We start from the raw sequence: 14,995 nt of genomic DNA, 5'->3' as shown, positions 1-14,995 counted from the left end.
CGGGCGTCGTCGGTTGTGAGACAGGGCAGGCCGTCGCAGGCCCGTCACGGAACGGTAGCAGTGCCCGCCGCCGGCCGCCACTGCACGTTAGACCCCGCCTGGAGCGATGCCCTCGCGCATCAACAGCCGGCGTAGCGGCGCCACCCGCTTCACCGCCTGCAGCGCCAGGGCGCGCAGGGCGAGGGCAGGGGCCGCGTCGGTCAGAAGCGACCGGTTCAGCAGGTCGACCCCGGTGGTGCGGCTGGCGACGTCGCCGCGCCGCCTGGCCTCGTAGCGTGCCGTCACCGCCGCGGCGCCCGGATCGGCGCCGGTGCGGCGGGCTTCGCCCGCGACCTCGGCGATGGCCGCGGCGTCGCGGAAGCCGAGATTGAGGCCCTGGGCGCCGATCGGCGGCAGCGCATGCGCCGCCTCGCCGACCAGCGCGGCCCGCGGCACCGCCAGGCGCCGCGCCGCCAGGCCGGACAGCGGAAACACCTGGCGCGGCCCGTCCAGCGTCACCGCGCCCAGGATCGGCTCGGCCCGCCGCCCGATCGCCCGGGCCAGGGCCGCGTCGTCCAGTGCTGCCAGTGCCGCGGCCTCGGCCGGCCGGGTCACCCAGACCAGGCTCGACCGCCGGTCGCCCAGCGGCACCAGGGTGAACGGGCCGGCCGCCGTATGGATCTCGGTCGAGATGTCGTCATGGCCGCGGGCATGGCGCAGCGTGGTCACCAGCGCCGCCTGGTCGTAGCCCCAGCGCCGCACCCCGATGCCGGCCGCCGCGCGCACGGCGGAGCCGCGGCCGTCGGCGCCGACCACCAGCCGGCCGCGCAGCGTCTCGCCGGCACCCGTCCGCACCGTCACGCCGCCGATGCCGATGCGGATCTCCGCGGCCGTGTCCGACACCCGCCGCAGATTTGGCGTCTCGACGGCGGCTTCGGCTAAAGCGGCGACCAACTCCCGGTTGGCGATGTTGTGGCCGAACGCCTTCCGGCCGATCTCGGCGGCGCGGAACACCACCTCTGGCCCGCTGATGCGGCGGCCGCCATCGTCGATCAGCCGGATCGCCCGCATCGGCGACGCCGCCGGCAGCAGGGCCGGCCAGATCCCGGCGCGCTCCAGGATCGCGACCGACCCGGCCAGCAGGCCCGTGGTGCGGTGGTCCTCCGGCGCCGGCGGGGCGACCAGCACGGTCGCGACGCCACCCTGGGCCAGCAACAGCGCGGCCAGCAGCCCGGCCGGGCCGCCGCCGACCACGATCGCGTCGGCCTCGGCCTCGGCCTCGGGTGTCTTGCGGGTGCGAGTCATGCGCGCACCATAGCAGGCGATCGCGGCGTTCGGCCTGCGGCCGAAGCAGCCCTGGCCTTCGGCGCCTCCATGGGCTAAAACCCGGGCCTCTCCAGACCTGTATACGCGGAGCGGCTTCCGATGGCCTCCTACCAGTACGTCTTCGTGATGAAGGACATGACCAAGGCCTATCCAGGCGGCAAGGTCGTGCGTGGAGAAGATCTGGCTGTCCTTCCTGCCGGGGGTGAAGATCGGCGTGCTCGGCCCCAACGGTTCGGGCAAGTCGACCCTGATGCGGATCATGGCCGGCATGGACAAGGAGTTCACCGGCGAGGCCTGGGTCGCCCAGGGCGCCACCGTCGGCCACCTGTCGCAGGAGCCGGAGCTGGACCCGACCAAGACCGTCGCCGAGAACGTCATGGAGGGCCTGGCTCCGATCAAGGCGCTGGTCGACCGCTTCAACGCCGTCAGCGAGGCGATGGGCGAACCCGACGCCGATTTCGACGCGCTGATCGCCGAGCAGTCCGAGCTGCAGGAGAAGATCGACGCCGCCGACGCCTGGGACCTCGATCGCACGGTCGAGATCGCCATGGACGCGCTGCGCTGCCCGCCCGGCGACAGCGCGGTGACCAACCTGTCCGGCGGCGAGCGGCGCCGCGTGGCGCTGGCCAAGCTGCTCCTCGCCAAGCCGGACCTCCTGCTGCTCGATGAGCCGACCAACCATCTCGACGCCGAATCCGTGGCCTGGCTGGAGCACCATCTCGAGGACTACAAGGGCACCGTGGTCATGGTCACCCATGACCGCTACTTCCTCGACAACGTCACCGGCTGGATCCTCGAGCTCGACCGCGGCCGCGGCATCCCCTACGAGGGCAACTACTCGGCCTATCTCGAGGCCAAGGAGAAGCGCCTGGCCCTGGAGGCCAAGGAGGAGTCGGGCCGGCAGAAGACGCTCGCCAGCGAGCTGGAGTGGATCCGGCAGGGCGCCCGCGGCCGCCAGGCCAAGCAGAAGGCCCGTATCCACGCCTATGAGGAGCTGATGGCGCAGAGCCGCGAGCAGGCGCCGGGCCAAGCCCAGATCCTGATCCCGACGCCGGAGCGGCTGGGCGACAACGTGATCGAGGCCCAAGGCCTGGCCAAGGGCTTCGGCGACCGCCTGCTGATCGACGATCTCAGCTTCCGCCTGCCGCGCGGCGGCATCGTCGGCGTGATCGGTCCGAACGGCGCCGGCAAGTCGACCCTGTTCAAGATGATCACCGGGCAGGAGCAGCCGGATGGCGGCGTGCTCAAGGTCGGCGAGACGGTGAAGCTCGGCTATGTCGACCAGAGCCGCGACGACCTGGCGCCGAACAAGACGGTTTGGGAGGAGATCTCCGGCGGGCTCGACGAGATCGACCTCGGCAAGCGCAAGATGCCCAGCCGCGCCTATGTCGGCGCCTTCAACTTCAAGGGTGGCGACCAGCAGAAGAAGGTCGGCCAGCTGTCGGGCGGCGAGCGCAACCGCGTCCATCTGGCGAAGATGCTGAAATCCGGCGCCAACGTCCTGCTGCTCGATGAGCCGACCAACGACCTCGATGTCGAGACGCTGCGGGCGCTGGAAGAATCGCTGCTGACCTTCCCGGGCTGCGCCATCGTGATCAGCCACGACCGCTTCTTCCTCGACCGCCTGGCCACCCACATGCTGGCCTTCGAGGGCGACAGCGAGGTGGTGTGGTTCGAGGGCAATTACGAGGATTACGAGAAGGACCGCCACCGCCGCCTGGGCACCGAGGCGGACCAGCCGCACCGCATCAAGTACAAGCCGCTGACGCGCTGACGCGGGTCCGGCCCGAATGCCCGCTGTTATCTCGCGCGCTTGATCTGCGGCAGGTCCCGGGTGAACGCGCGGAAGCCAACGCCATAGTACAGGTTCCGGGCGGCCGGGTGCGCCGGCGCGCCAAGACAGGCGACCAGCATGCGGTTCGCGCCGGCCACCCTGGCCAGATGCATGCCGTACAGCTGCAGCGCGGTGCCCAACCCCCGTCGGCGGAAGTCCCGGTGCGTGCCGACGGGCTCGAACTCGGCGGTTCGCGTCGGCTCGTCCAGCCAGATGATCTCGGTCGCGGCCAACGTGCCGTCCGGTGCCGCGATCAGCGGATGCAGATCGGCCCGATACGGCCAGGTCCGCCGGACCCGCTCGAACGCCGCCTCGGCGAGGCTGGCCGGATGCCACGCATCCCGATGCGCCTTGACCGCGTCCGCCACCGAGACGTCCGCGGCCGTCAGGAACCGGAATCCCTCGGGCAGCACCGGGTCCGGCACGTCCGTCAGCTCGCGTCCATTGAACTGCACCCACGACCCGTCATCCGAACCGGCTTCCGCATCGAAGGCGTATCCGTGCGCGGCGACGATGGCCTGCGCCTGGACATCCGCGGACTGGATCGTCAGCAACCGGTCGACGCCGCCCGCCGCATCGTCGTACCAGTCCAGGATCTCGGTCAGCAGCTCCGGCCAGTCCGGATGCGTCTGCCAGATCAGGTTGGCTGTCTTGGCCTCACGGAACGTGCCGTCGCTGCGCGGGACCCGGTACGGCAGATGCGCCCAGCCCCACGCGGCCAGCCGGCCGTCGACGAACCACAGCCGGTGCCGCCAGAACCGGCCGAGCGCGTCGACATCTTTGGCCCAGACCCAGGCCAGCTCGCCGACGGTCGCATCGCCGTTCACCAGCTCCGGCCGCAATGCGATCACCTGCTGGGCCAGGCCCTGCATCAGCCGGAGTTCGGTCGAGCCAAGATCTTCCATCCGAGCACGTTGGCAAGGCCGGGCCGTCCTGTCGAGGGACCGCGGGCGGTCAGAACCGCATCGACCGCATTCCGCACCTTGCGGGCGATCAGGCTTCTGCCAACCAGGCCGGTGCCCGCCCGAGGGCTGGTGTTAACGCAATGTTCATTGCGTGGCCTCGTGTTTTTCGTTCATGCTATGTTCCATGAAGAAGGCACCAGCAGATCTCGACATCCAGGCCTACTGCCGCGACCTCGCGCTGCAGCAGGTCCAGATGCTCACGCGCCTGGCCGAGATCGCCATGCAGCTGGCGGAGGGCGAAGGCGTCCGCGCCATTGCAGCGCAGACCCGCGCCGCCCAGCCGAAGGCCGACGAGGCCGCGGTGCAGGCAGCCAGGGCCGAGGCGCAGGAGGCTGGGATGGCCTTCAGCCGCTTCTCCCGCTCGGTGCAGCGCTCGCTGGCCTTGCGCAGCCGCGCCGCCGCCGACCTCTGCGCCGGCGACAAGGCCGACCGCAAGGCCCGCCGCGCCCGCCAGCGTAACCATGTCGCCGACGCCCTCGAAGCCCTGGTCTGGGATCCGGAGCTGTCGCCCGGAGAGCGCATCCGGGCCGAGGAACACGATCTGCAGGAGCATCTCGACGCGCTGTATGAGGACGAGGACAGCCGGATCGAGGACCGGCCGGTCGGCGCGGTCATCGCCGGCCTGGCCTGCGGCCTCGGGCTCTCCGACGCATGGCGCCGCCGGGCCGCCGACTGCTCGGACCCGCCCTATCCGCCGCCGCTGACCGAGACCCCGGACGAGATCCGGGAGCAGCGCCGGCCCCGGGTACTCGAACTGCTGAGCCAGCCGCTCCGCACCATGGATCGCGACGAGATCCCCGCGCTGATGGCCGGGATCGAGACCCGGTTGCGGGAGCCCGATGTCCCGGCGATGATCGACGCCGAACCGCCGATGCGGGTCGCCGCACGCCTCTGCCGGTCGCTCGGCCTCGAGCCCCATCCCGATCTCGACCGGGCGGACAAACCCGACACCGGGTGAGAGCCCGGCGTCTCAGGCCGCGGCGCAACGGTCCGGATTTTTCCTCTGGATCGATGCGGAGGGAGAGGCTCTCCTGTCCGCCTGCGCCGAACCGAAGGAATGCGGGCATGGGTGATTTCGCCAAGATCGTCGCGCTGGCGGCCGAGCGCCGCGGCGGCATGGACGTGCTCGAACGCGCCCTTGCCGAGACGAAATCGCGGATCCCCGCGGAGATCGCCGCGACGCCGGACGACCGCATCCTGGCGGAGATGACTCGGCGCATCTTCAATGCCGGCTTCGCCTCCAAGGTGATCGCCGCGAAATGGGACGGCTTCGAGTCCGCCTTCGACGGCTTCGATCCCCACCGCTGCGCCGCGTTGTCGGAGGAGCGGTCCGATGCGCTGTTGAAGGACAGCCGCATCGTGCGGCACGGCGCCAAGATCCAGTCGGTCGTGGCCAACGCGCAGTTCCTGCTGGACCTGGCGGCCGAGCACGGCAGCGCCGCGAAATTCCTCGCCGACTGGCCGGATGCCGACTATGTCGGCCTGCTGGAGATCCTGAAGAAGCGCGGCAGCCGCCTGGGCGGCGACACCGGCATGCGCTTCCTGCGCGCGCTCGGCAAGCCGGCCTTCATCCCGACCGGCGACGTCGTGGCCGCGCTGATCCGCGAAGGCGTCCTGACCAAGGCTCCGGGCGGCAAGGGCGACTTCAAGGCCATGCAGCAGGCCTTCAACCGCTGGTCGGCGGAATCGGGCCGCAACCTGACCGAGATCAGCCGCATCCTGGCCATGAGCATCGGCGACGTCGGCCACGGCCGCCGATAGGACCACCGGCGCCCCTTACGGAGCAAAGCGGGTGAAGACGTAGTCGTGGTCCTTCACCCCGGCCTCGTGGCAGGCGAAGCAGGTCTCGTGCTGGGCCTGGTCGACCGGCTTGCCGTCGATGAAGCGGCCGAAGCCCCAGCCGCCGGTGTCGGGGTAGCGCTTCGAATCCTTGACCATGACCTGCACCGTCGTCGCCGCGCCGGGCACATATGCCGGTGCGAACTCGGTGGACTGGACATGCTTCCAGGCCAGCTTGACCAGGATGGTGCCGTCGGGGAAGGGCAGGGTGCCGTCCTGATAGGCCTTGATCGCCGTCGGGTTGCCGACCACGACGCGCAGCTCGTTCAGCGGATCGGTCTCATGCGCCGGCGCGATGAACGGCCATTGCCGGTAGCCCTCTGGGATCGTGACCCCGTAGATCGGCGAGGCATTGCCCGGGCCGCCGCCCGGCGCGGCCAACGCGACAGCGGCGACCACGGAGGATGCGAGGACGGCCCCGAACAGGGCGATACGGGCGGGTTTCATCGGGCGACTCCTGCTTGGCGTGCGGCGTCATCCAAGCAGGAGTGGAGAAGAACCGCCCGTTAGGAGTTGTGAGCGGCGTGAGCCGCTCAGTTCAGCGGGATCGAGAGGTTCAGCGTCAGGGTCTCGACGCCCGGGTTCACATCGCCGATGCCGGCATTGGAGATGTGATGGAAGGCCGCGCCGATCCGCATCCGGTTGTCGAACTCCCAGGCCGCCTCGACACCGGTGCGGAATTCGACGGTCGAGCCCATGTCCCGGCCGTCGCCGTTGAAATAGGCGCCGACCGCGGCATTCGGCGACAGGATGAAGTGCGGGCCGAAGCGGACGTCGAGCATGCCGCCGCCATAGATGTAGGTGGCCGACTCGGTGTTGCCTTCGATGCCGATAAAGGGCCGGATGCGAAGGAACTCCTGGTTGAACCGCAGCTCCACCCGGCCGATGCCGGCGCCACCCTTGTCGCGGTCCTCGTGGCCCGGCTCGCCCTTGTCGTTCAGGATGTTGTAGTAGCCCGCCCCGAGCGTCAGCGACAGCGGCAGGTCGGTGGCGCCGTTGCCGACGCGGATGTCGCCGATGTCCGAATTCTCGCCGAGGATGCCGGCGGCGAGGATCGCGGCCGAACCGATGCCGATCCAGATGGGCACCGAAGCGGCCTGCGCCGTCTGCACGGATCCGAGCACGACGGCAGCCACCGCGACGCCGGTCAGGAGCTTCTTCATTCTGCACCCTTCATTCCTGCCCGGACTGCGGCCCCGGGGTCCGGGATGATTACGGGCGTGCGAAACCCGACGCAACGGTTTTCCGCCGGTTCACTGCCCCGCGGCCGTGCTGTCCGGGCCGCTGTCGCCGCGCTGGTCGAGGCGCAGCTCGATGCGGCGGTTGCGGCGATAGGCCTCGGGCGTGTTGCCGGTGTCAAGCGGCTGCCACTCGCCAAATCCCGCGGCCGCCATGCGCTGGGGCGGGATACCCTGGGTCGCCAGGAAGTTCAGCACCGACAGGGCGCGGGCGGTCGAAAGCTGCCAATTGGTGGGGAACGGTCCGCCGCTGATCGGCTGCCGGTCGGTGTGGCCGTCGATCCGCAGCAGCCAGTCGACATCCGGCGGGAACTGGGCGGCGATTCGCTTCAGCGTCCCGGCGAAGGTGGCCAACTGCTCCTCGCCGCCCGGCTGCAGCTCGGCCGAGCCGACCGGGAACAGCACCTCCGACTGGAACACGAAGCGATCGCCGACGACGCGGACATCCTGCCGCTCGCCGAGCACGTCACGGAGCTTGCCGAAGAAGGCCGAGCGGGAGCGGCTGAGCTCGTCGACCCGACGCACCAGTGCCTGGTTGAGGCGCGAGGTCAGATTGGCGATCTCGACATCCTTGTCGCTGACCGTCTTCTCCGAATCGCGCAGCGTGCCCTCGATGTCCGACAGCTGCCGGCGCAGCGCCGCCGCCTCGGCCGCCAGCTGCTCGCCACGGCTGCGCTCGCTTTCGCTGGTCGACTTCTCGGTCGCCAGCGCTGCGGTGGCGCGGTCGAGCGTGCCGCTGAGCTCGGCGATGCGGGAGTCGAGCTGCGCGATCCGTGCGGTCAGGTCCTGCACGTCCTTCTGCGAGGCGGCAACCTGGGACTCCAGCGCTTGGGCGCGCTCCTGTCCGGCCTTGACGTCCTGCTGCGAGGTGGCGAGCTGGGACTCCAGCGCCTGGGTGCGCTCCTGTCCGGCCTTGACGTCCTGCTGCGAGGTGGCGAGCTGGGATTCCAGCGCCTGGGCACGCTCCTGCCCGGCCTTGACGTCCTGCTGGGCACGGTCCCGCTCGGACTGGATGCGGCCCAGTTCCGTGCGGGTGCGGTCGAGCTCGGTGCCGAGATCCGAGGCCTCCTTGCGGCTGGCCTCCAGTGCGGCCGAGAGCTGGCCTGCGGTCAGGTCGCGGTCCTGGGTACCGGTGCGCAGCGTCGCCAGGTCGGATTGCAGCTGGGCCAGTTCGCGCCGCTGCCGCTCGATCGTTGCCTGGTTGTCCTGGATCACCCGTGCCGCCTCCTGCAGCTGGGCGTCGCGGTCGGTGGTGCTGCCGGCCAGGGTCTCGACCTGGGCGAGGGCGTCGCGCAGCTGCCGGTCGATGGCGTCGCGCTCCTGCTGGACGGCGGCAAGGCGGTTGCCGAGATCGGTCCGCTCGCGGGCGCTGCCGTCGAGGTCGGCGGACAGGCGGTCGATCCGGGTCTTCAGGTCGCGCCCGCTGTCCTGCTCCAGCGCCAGCCGGTCGGTCAGCTCGGACACCTGGCGGTTGAGGCGGCCGACGGTCTCGTCGCGGCCGCTGACCACGGTCGACAGGTAGAACTGCGAGGCCAGGAACACCATCAGCAGGAAGATGACGACCATCAGCAGGGACGACAGCGCGTCGACCCAGCCGGGCCAGACATCGATCTGGCGCCGCTCGTTGAAGGAGAACCGGCCGCGCATCGCCATCGTCCGTCAGCGCCCCTCGGTGCCTTCGGCCAGGGCGGCGATGGTGCGGGCCAACAGCTTGATCTCGCCCCGGATCTCGCCGGACAGCTGGATCCGGCCGGTCGACATCTCCTCGATCATCCGCCGCATCGTCGTGTCCAGGCTGCGGATGTGCTGGCGGGTCGGTTCGTCCATGCCGAAGCGGTCGGATTCGAGCGTGGCGGCCAAGCGGGTCAGCACCGCGGCGGTCGCCGACTGGCCGTCCGCCAGCCTGGCGGTCAGCGCCTGCTGGTTCTGCAGATGGTCGTCGATCGCCGCCAACTGGGTCGCGACGGCGCCCAGCACGCCGCCCTGGCCGCGGCGCTCCTCCTCCGCCTGCACGGTCAGGCGGCGCAGCGCGTCGAGATTCTCCGCGGTCTGGGCCACCACCGATTCGATATAGGCTGGGAACACCGGCTCGCCCGCCTCGATTGCGGTGCCGCCCTGCTGCGGGCCGGCGGAGAGGCGGGTGTTGGCCGACAGCCAGTCCTCGAGCTCGTTGTAGAAGCGGTTCTGCGCCTGGCTCGCCTGCAGCTCGAGGAAGCCCAGGGCCAGCGAGCCGGCGAGGCCGAACAGCGAGGCGCTGAAGGCGGTGCCCATGCCGGTCAGCGGTGCCTCCAGCCCGTGCTTCAGCGTGGCGAAGGCGGCGGTGGGATCGGCGGCCTCCATGTCCAGCCCGGCGATCACGCCGCTGGCCGAGCGCACCGTCTCCAGCAGACCCCAGAAGGTGCCGAGCAGGCCGAGGAAGATCAGCAGGCCAATAAGGTAGCGCGAGATCTCGCGGCTTTCGCTGAGCCGGGCGCCGATGGCGTCGAGCAGGGAGCGCAGCGCCAGCGGCGACAGGCTGAGCTCGCCTTGCTGCTCGGCGATCACCCGGGCGATCGGGGCCAGCAGGCGCGGCTGCACCGGCGCGATGCGGCCGCCCTGGGCGCGCTGCGCCAGATGTGCCTCGATCCAGCGGATGTCGGGCTCGAGGTTCAGCACCGCCCGGAAGCAGAACACAATGCCGAACACGGTGGTGGCCAGGATCACGCCGTTCAGCGCCGGATTGGCCATGAAGGCGGAGGACACGCCCGGCCCCAGCACGGCCGCGACGATAGCGACGATGACGACGAAGGCCGTCATCCGGACCAGGTACCGCCGCGGGCTGGACATCGCCGGGCGTATCGAGGTCGGGCGGGATGCCAGGGCGGTGATCGACATCGGGGGCTTTCTACTGGATCCGGAGGTCGACGCGATCCGCGGGCTGGTCCGGCGGCGAGGTGTTGCCGAGCGCGCGCAGGGCAATGCGCTTGCTGTCGACGCCGCGGTCGATCAGGAAGGCGCGGATGTTGAGCGCCCGGCTGAGCGAGATGCGGCGCGCATTGGCGGGGTCCGGCTTCGCCCCGGCATACGCCCGGATCTCGATCTGGCTGGCGCCGTCTGAGGCCAGCTTCTCGACCAAGCCGGACAACAGGTCGCCGGCCTCGGTGCCGATCTCCTCGGTGCCCGGGTTGAAGCGGATGCGGAAGCCGTCGCCGACGACCAGGCCGACCATGTCGCCCGGGGCCATTCCCGGCACGGCCTTGGCCTTGACGTTCGGGTCGGCGAAGCCGGCGCCCCTGACCACCACGTCGGCGTCATAGGCCGGCGCCGGCTCGTCGACCAGGCCGGGCAGGGACGGGATGGCGGGCTGGTCCGGCTCCAGGAACGGGATCGGGCCGGTCACCGGCCCGGCCGAGGTCGGCACCGGCAGCGCCGCCGGCGGTGCGGTCTCGCCGCGGGTCAGGATGCGGGTGTCGAGCGGCAGTTCGCCCGCGGCGAGCGGATCCTCCGCCCTCGCGGTCGCCGCTCCCAGGATCAGGGCGGCGGGAAGGACCAGGACCGCCATGCGGTCCCATATCCGATGGCCAGTCTGCTGACGGTGGGCCAAGCCGAACCTCACAACGCTACGGACCATGGATCATACACCCGCATGCAATCGGGCGGACCATAGCTCAGCGGATGAGGACGAAACAATCGCCAAGCAGCGTCAGGACAAGGCTATCGATCGAAGGACTACAGCCTTACGACGAATGCTCAACGTCAGGACGCCGCGGCGGCCTTCGGCGCGCGCGGGGCGCGGGCCTTGGTCATCGCCATGGCCAGGGTCTTGTGGATCAGCGCGTTGCCGGCCACCACCGTGTCGGCGGTCAGGGCCGGGCCCTTGCCGTCGATGTCGGTGACGAAGCCGCCCGCCTCCTGCACCATGACGATGCCGGCGGCGATGTCCCACGGGTTCAGCCCGGCTTCCCAGAAGCCGTCGAAGCGGCCGGCGGCGACATAGGCGAGGTCGAGCGACGCCGCGCCCATGCGGCGGATGCCGGCGACATGCGGCATGATCATCGCCAGCTCGCGCTGATAGGCGACGCTGTCGCCACGGCCCATGAACGGCATGCCGGTGCCGATCAGCGCGTCCGGCAGGTTCTTGCGGGCGGAGACGCGCATGCGCCGGTCGTTCAGGAAGGCGCCGGCGCCCTTCTCGGCCCAGTACAGCTCGTCGCTCACCGGGTTGTAGATCACCCCGGCCACCGGCACGCCTTCCTGCTCCAGCGCGATCGAGATCGCGAAATGCGGGATGCCGTGCAGGAAGTTGGTGGTGCCGTCGAGCGGGTCGACGACCCAGCGCCGGTCCTTGTCCTCGCCCTCGACCACGCCGCCTTCTTCCATCAGCCAGCCGAAGCGCGGGCGGGCGCGGGTCAGCTCCTCGCGCAGGGTCGCCTCGGCCTTGAGGTCCGCGGCCGAGACGAAGTCGGCGGGGCCCTTGCGGCTGACCTGCAGGTTTTCGACCTCGCCGAAATCGCGGACGAGGCCGCGCCCGGCCTTCTGGGCCGCGCGGATCATGACGGTGATGAGGGGGGAACGTCCGGCCATAAGGGGAGATCAGTCCTTCGCGCGCTCGAGATAGGTGCCGTCCGCCGTGTTGATGACGATCCGGGTGCCCGAGGCGATGTGCGGCGGCACCATGACGCGCGTGCCGTTCTCCAGCACCGCCGGCTTGTAGGAGGAGGAGGCGGTCTGCCCCTTCACCACCGGATCGGCCTCGGCGATCGTCATGGTGACGGTCTGCGGCAGCTCCAGCGACAGCGGCGCGCCTTCATACATCGTCACGGTGCAGACCATGCCTTCCTGCAGGAAGCGCGCCGGCTCGCCGACCACGTCGACCGGGACCTGGGTCTGCTCGAAGCTCTCATTGTCCATGAAGGTGAAGTGATCGCCTTCCTGGTACAGGAACTGCATCTCGTGCTCGTCCAGCCGGGCCCGCTCGACCGTCTCCTGGGTGCGGAACCGCTGCTGCGTCTTGGTGCCGGTGCGGGCGTCGCGCATCTCGACCTGGATGACGGCGTTGCCCTTGCCCGGCTGAATGATCTCGATCTTGGTCACCAGCATCAGCTTGCCCTCGTATTCGAGGACGTTGCCGGGCCGGATCGTGATGGCGTTGACCTTCATGGCGGATCTTCTGCAGATAAATGCGTTTCGCGCCCCACTGGCGCGCCGGGGCGGCACGACAGGGCGGCGCGATGGGCGCGGACCCTAGCAGCAAGTCCAATGAAGGGCAACGTCGAGTCGGGAAATCCTGTCAGCGGTCGTCCGCGAGCAACGCCGATGCGACCGTGGATCAGCGGCGCAGCCGGAGCAGCCGGCAGACCGCACCAGCAGCGAAGAACGCGAACAAGACCGCGCCAGCGACCGTGGCGCTCCAGCCCAGGAAGATCTTCGAAAGGGCGAAATAGTCGACCCGACCCGTCTCGGTGTCGACATAGAGACCTTGGGGGTTGTGCTGCATGGCGATGCTGACCATCAGCCCGCCAACGATGCCTCCCAGGATGAGGCCGGCGAGAATAGCGTAGCGGAGGCTGCGGGTTACAACGGCCATCATCGATGCGGAGAGCTGTGGCTGGCGTCCGGCATTCTACAATGCTTCCGAGGACGGCGGCAGTTCCAAAGTCTCCGGCGGCACGGCGAGGCATGGCGGCCGGGTGACCGAATTTGCTATCGAAGCGGCATGACTGGATCGGACAAGACCATGGCGACGGAACCGGGCATTCGCGGCTTGCGCAGCCGCTGGTGGCAGAGCGGCGTCTATGCCCGCAAGCGACCCTATCTGGAGGCGCGGGCACGGATCACCGCCGCCGTACGGCAGGTCTTCGCCGAGCGCGGCTTCCTCGAGGTCGACACCCCGGCGCTGCAGGTCTCGCCGGGGCTGGAGCCGCATCTGGTCGCCTTCGCGACCGAGCTGCGCGGGCCGCATCCGGACGACGCCCAGCGCCTGTACCTGCACACCAGCCCCGAATTCGCGATGAAGAAGCTGCTCGCGGCCGGGCTGGAGCGGATCTTCCAGATGGGCCACGTGTTCCGCAACGCCGAGCGTTCGGCCACCCATCACCCGGAATTCACCATGATCGAATGGTACCGGGCGGGCGAGGGGTACCGGACGCTGATCGACGATTGCCGTGCCCTGTTCCAGGCGGCGGCGCGGGCTGCAGGGAACGACCTGCTGCAATGGCGCGGGCAGTCCTGCGATCCCTTCGCCGAGTGGCGGGTGCTGACGGTGCAGGAGGCGTTCCTGGAGTTCGCCGGCATCGACCTGCTGGCGACAGCGCCGGACCCGCTGAACCCCGACCTGGGCCTGCTGGACGCGGCGACCACGGCGATCGGCATCCCGGCGCGCGACGGCGACCGCTGGGACGACCTGTTCTTCCGCGTGTTCCTGGAGCGGATCGAGCCCCGGCTCGGCCTCGGCAGCCCCTGCGTCCTGACCGACTACCCGCTGTCGATGGCGGCGCTGTCGCGGCCGAACCCGGCCGACCCGCGAACCGCGGAGCGATTCGAGCTCTATGTCGCCGGGCTGGAGCTGGCCAACGCCTTCGGCGAGCTGACCGATGCCGCCGCCCAGCAGGCGCGGTTCGAGGCCGACATGGACCTGAAGCAGCAACTGTACGGCGTGCGCTACCCGATCGACGAGGACTTCCTGGCGGCGCTCGACCCGGACCGCGGCGGCGGTCTTCCCGATTGCAGCGGGATCGCGCTAGGGTTCGACCGCCTGGTGATGCTCGCGACCGGGGCTGACCACATCGACGACGTGCTCTGGGCGCCCGTCATCGGAACGATGGTCGCACGCTGAGCGTTTCGGCCGGGCACCTGAGAGCCGTTCCGTCGATCCGGAGTTCTTGATGATCCTGCATCCCGACTGCGAGGCGTATCTGGAGGCGATGGAGCGCTGGCGGGAGAAGACGAGCATCCAGTCCTGGGCCGATATCGGGGCGGACCGGGCCAGGGCGATGTTCAGCGAGCTGACGCTGTCGCGGATGCCGAAGCTGCCGGAGATGGACCTCGTCGAGGATTATGAGATCGAGGGCCGGGCCGGGCCCCGCCGGCTGCGCATCCTGCGGCCGCGGGGGGCGGGGACGCGCCCGCTGCCGGTGGCGCTGTATTTCCATGGCGGCGGCTATGTCCTCGGCGGCATCGAGGAGAGCGAGGACGAGGCCCGGAGGATCGCCGCCAACACCCCGGCCCTGGTGATCTCGGCCAGCTACCGCCTCGGCCCCGATCACCCGTTCCCGGCGGCGATCGACGACGCCTATGACGCGCTGCTCTGGGCCGCGCATCACGCCGCCAGCTTCGGCGGCGATCCGCGCCGGCTGATGGTCGGCGGCACCAGCTCCGGCGCCGGCCTCGCCGCCGCGATCAGCCGGCTGGCGGCGACCGAGAACGGGCCGCGCATCGCCCTGACCTATCTGCTGTGCCCCTGGCTCGACATGACCATGAGCCAGCATTCCGTGCTGGACTATGGCGAGGGTTACGGCCAGGACCGGGTCGACCTCGAATGGTTCCGGCAATGCTATCTCGGGTCGGACGAGGCGCCGGACCACCCGCTGGCCTCGCCGATCCTGCACCCGATTCCGCCGCGGCTGCCGAAGACCTTCGTGCTGGCGGCGGAATGCGACCCGTTGCGCGACGAGGCGCGGGTCTATGCCCGGATGCTGAAGGAGGCGAAGGTGCCGGTGACTTATGTCATGGCGCCCGGCATGATCCACGCCTTCAACGCCCTGATCCACCTGATCCCTGGTGGCCTGCCGCAGATCGCCGCGATCGACGAGGCGTTGCGAGGAGTGTAGCCCTGC

The 14,995-nt window shown here is 70.1% G+C and carries 14 protein-coding genes and 1 pseudogene; 5 read left to right on the top strand and 10 right to left on the bottom strand.

Features of this window, described 5'->3' with window-relative positions; translation table 11 throughout:
- Positions 1–87: 87 nt before the first annotated feature.
- A complete protein-coding gene (locus tag QFZ27_RS26980) occupies positions 88–1,284 on the bottom strand; it encodes a UbiH/UbiF family hydroxylase (protein WP_429229549.1) in 1,197 nt (398 codons plus the stop codon).
- A gap of 120 nt (positions 1,285–1,404) precedes the next feature.
- On the opposite strand from QFZ27_RS26980, the pseudogene ettA reads away from it, so the two are divergent.
- Positions 1,405–3,079 (top strand): annotated as a pseudogene (gene ettA / locus QFZ27_RS26975) (energy-dependent translational throttle protein EttA).
- A 26-nt stretch (positions 3,080–3,105) separates the two neighbouring features.
- On the opposite strand, the gene QFZ27_RS26970 reads toward ettA, so the two are convergent.
- Positions 3,106–4,044: a GNAT family N-acetyltransferase gene (locus tag QFZ27_RS26970; protein ID WP_429229548.1), complete on the bottom strand. Its 939-nt coding sequence runs from the start codon at positions 4,042–4,044 to the stop codon at positions 3,106–3,108.
- Between the two features lie 184 nt (positions 4,045–4,228).
- On the opposite strand from QFZ27_RS26970, the gene QFZ27_RS26965 reads away from it, so the two are divergent.
- Together QFZ27_RS26965 and QFZ27_RS26960 are read left to right on the top strand one after the other, a co-directional pair.
- Positions 4,229–5,062, top strand: a complete 834-nt coding sequence (locus QFZ27_RS26965; protein WP_429229547.1) for a hypothetical protein — start codon at positions 4,229–4,231, stop codon at positions 5,060–5,062.
- 107 nt (positions 5,063–5,169) lie between these two features.
- Entirely contained in the window at positions 5,170–5,865 is a 696-nt protein-coding gene (locus tag QFZ27_RS26960; protein ID WP_429229546.1) for a DNA-3-methyladenine glycosylase I, read from the top strand.
- Positions 5,866–5,880: 15 nt separating this feature from the next.
- Here QFZ27_RS26960 and QFZ27_RS26955 read toward each other — a convergent pair whose 3' ends face one another.
- The 8 genes from QFZ27_RS26955 to QFZ27_RS26920 all read right to left on the bottom strand — a co-directional run bounded on the left by QFZ27_RS26955 (position 5,881) and on the right by QFZ27_RS26920 (position 12,747).
- Positions 5,881–6,390 (bottom strand): cytochrome P460 family protein, encoded by a 510-nt coding sequence (locus tag QFZ27_RS26955; protein ID WP_429229545.1) that lies wholly within the window; start codon positions 6,388–6,390, stop codon positions 5,881–5,883.
- 86 nt (positions 6,391–6,476) lie between these two features.
- Complete coding sequence (locus tag QFZ27_RS26950) at positions 6,477–7,106, bottom strand: acyloxyacyl hydrolase (protein WP_429229544.1); 630 nt, start codon at positions 7,104–7,106, stop codon at positions 6,477–6,479.
- 90 nt (positions 7,107–7,196) lie between these two features.
- Positions 7,197–8,828 (bottom strand): peptidoglycan -binding protein, encoded by a 1,632-nt coding sequence (locus tag QFZ27_RS26945; RefSeq protein ID WP_429229543.1) that lies wholly within the window; start codon positions 8,826–8,828, stop codon positions 7,197–7,199.
- Between the two features lie 12 nt (positions 8,829–8,840).
- The gene (locus tag QFZ27_RS26940; RefSeq protein ID WP_429229542.1) at positions 8,841–10,055 is read right to left on the bottom strand and encodes a flagellar motor protein MotA; all 1,215 of its coding nucleotides are present in this window, start codon (positions 10,053–10,055) and stop codon (positions 8,841–8,843) included.
- A gap of 10 nt (positions 10,056–10,065) precedes the next feature.
- A complete protein-coding gene (locus QFZ27_RS26935) occupies positions 10,066–10,722 on the bottom strand; it encodes an OmpA family protein (protein ID WP_429229541.1) in 657 nt (218 codons plus the stop codon).
- Between the two features lie 194 nt (positions 10,723–10,916).
- Positions 10,917–11,744, bottom strand: a complete 828-nt coding sequence (locus QFZ27_RS26930; RefSeq protein ID WP_429229540.1) for an inositol monophosphatase family protein — start codon at positions 11,742–11,744, stop codon at positions 10,917–10,919.
- 9 nt (positions 11,745–11,753) lie between these two features.
- On the bottom strand, positions 11,754–12,320 hold the full coding sequence (gene efp / locus QFZ27_RS26925) for an elongation factor P (RefSeq protein WP_429229539.1): 567 nt from the start codon (positions 12,318–12,320) through the stop codon (positions 11,754–11,756).
- Between the two features lie 169 nt (positions 12,321–12,489).
- Positions 12,490–12,747: a hypothetical protein gene (locus QFZ27_RS26920; protein ID WP_429229538.1), complete on the bottom strand. Its 258-nt coding sequence runs from the start codon at positions 12,745–12,747 to the stop codon at positions 12,490–12,492.
- Positions 12,748–12,897: 150 nt separating this feature from the next.
- On the opposite strand from QFZ27_RS26920, the gene epmA reads away from it, so the two are divergent.
- Both epmA and QFZ27_RS26910 read left to right on the top strand, forming a co-directional pair.
- Positions 12,898–13,995: an EF-P lysine aminoacylase EpmA gene (gene epmA, locus QFZ27_RS26915; protein WP_429229537.1), complete on the top strand. Its 1,098-nt coding sequence runs from the start codon at positions 12,898–12,900 to the stop codon at positions 13,993–13,995.
- Between the two features lie 49 nt (positions 13,996–14,044).
- Positions 14,045–14,989, top strand: a complete 945-nt coding sequence (locus tag QFZ27_RS26910) for an alpha/beta hydrolase (RefSeq protein ID WP_429229536.1) — start codon at positions 14,045–14,047, stop codon at positions 14,987–14,989.
- Positions 14,990–14,995: the final 6 nt, after the last annotated feature.

This window comes from Inquilinus ginsengisoli, assembly GCF_050434925.1.
GTDB classification, from domain to species: Bacteria; Pseudomonadota; Alphaproteobacteria; order DSM-16000; family Inquilinaceae; genus Inquilinus; species Inquilinus ginsengisoli_B.
Note: the sequence above shows the minus strand (reverse complement) of the source record. Positions and strands in the feature narration are given on the sequence as shown.

Bases quoted from the DNA above. Each gene is read 5' to 3' on its own strand.
- QFZ27_RS26960 (WP_429229546.1), top strand. From the start codon at position 5,170: ATGGGTGATTTCGCCAAGATCGTCGCGCTGGCGGCCGAGCGCCGCGGC.
- QFZ27_RS26970 (WP_429229548.1), bottom strand. From the start codon at position 4,044: ATGGAAGATCTTGGCTCGACCGAACTCCGGCTGATGCAGGGCCTGGCC.
- QFZ27_RS26940 (WP_429229542.1), bottom strand. From the start codon at position 10,055: ATGTCGATCACCGCCCTGGCATCCCGCCCGACCTCGATACGCCCGGCG.
- QFZ27_RS26930 (WP_429229540.1), bottom strand. From the start codon at position 11,744: ATGGCCGGACGTTCCCCCCTCATCACCGTCATGATCCGCGCGGCCCAG.
- QFZ27_RS26920 (WP_429229538.1), bottom strand. From the start codon at position 12,747: ATGGCCGTTGTAACCCGCAGCCTCCGCTACGCTATTCTCGCCGGCCTC.
- QFZ27_RS26935 (WP_429229541.1), bottom strand. From the start codon at position 10,722: ATGGCGGTCCTGGTCCTTCCCGCCGCCCTGATCCTGGGAGCGGCGACC.
- epmA (WP_429229537.1), top strand. From the start codon at position 12,898: ATGGCGACGGAACCGGGCATTCGCGGCTTGCGCAGCCGCTGGTGGCAG.
- QFZ27_RS26980 (WP_429229549.1), bottom strand. From the start codon at position 1,284: ATGACTCGCACCCGCAAGACACCCGAGGCCGAGGCCGAGGCCGACGCG.
- efp (WP_429229539.1), bottom strand. From the start codon at position 12,320: ATGAAGGTCAACGCCATCACGATCCGGCCCGGCAACGTCCTCGAATAC.
- QFZ27_RS26945 (WP_429229543.1), bottom strand. From the start codon at position 8,828: ATGCGCGGCCGGTTCTCCTTCAACGAGCGGCGCCAGATCGATGTCTGG.
- QFZ27_RS26910 (WP_429229536.1), top strand. From the start codon at position 14,045: ATGATCCTGCATCCCGACTGCGAGGCGTATCTGGAGGCGATGGAGCGC.
- QFZ27_RS26950 (WP_429229544.1), bottom strand. From the start codon at position 7,106: ATGAAGAAGCTCCTGACCGGCGTCGCGGTGGCTGCCGTCGTGCTCGGA.
- QFZ27_RS26955 (WP_429229545.1), bottom strand. From the start codon at position 6,390: ATGAAACCCGCCCGTATCGCCCTGTTCGGGGCCGTCCTCGCATCCTCC.
- QFZ27_RS26965 (WP_429229547.1), top strand. From the start codon at position 4,229: ATGAAGAAGGCACCAGCAGATCTCGACATCCAGGCCTACTGCCGCGAC.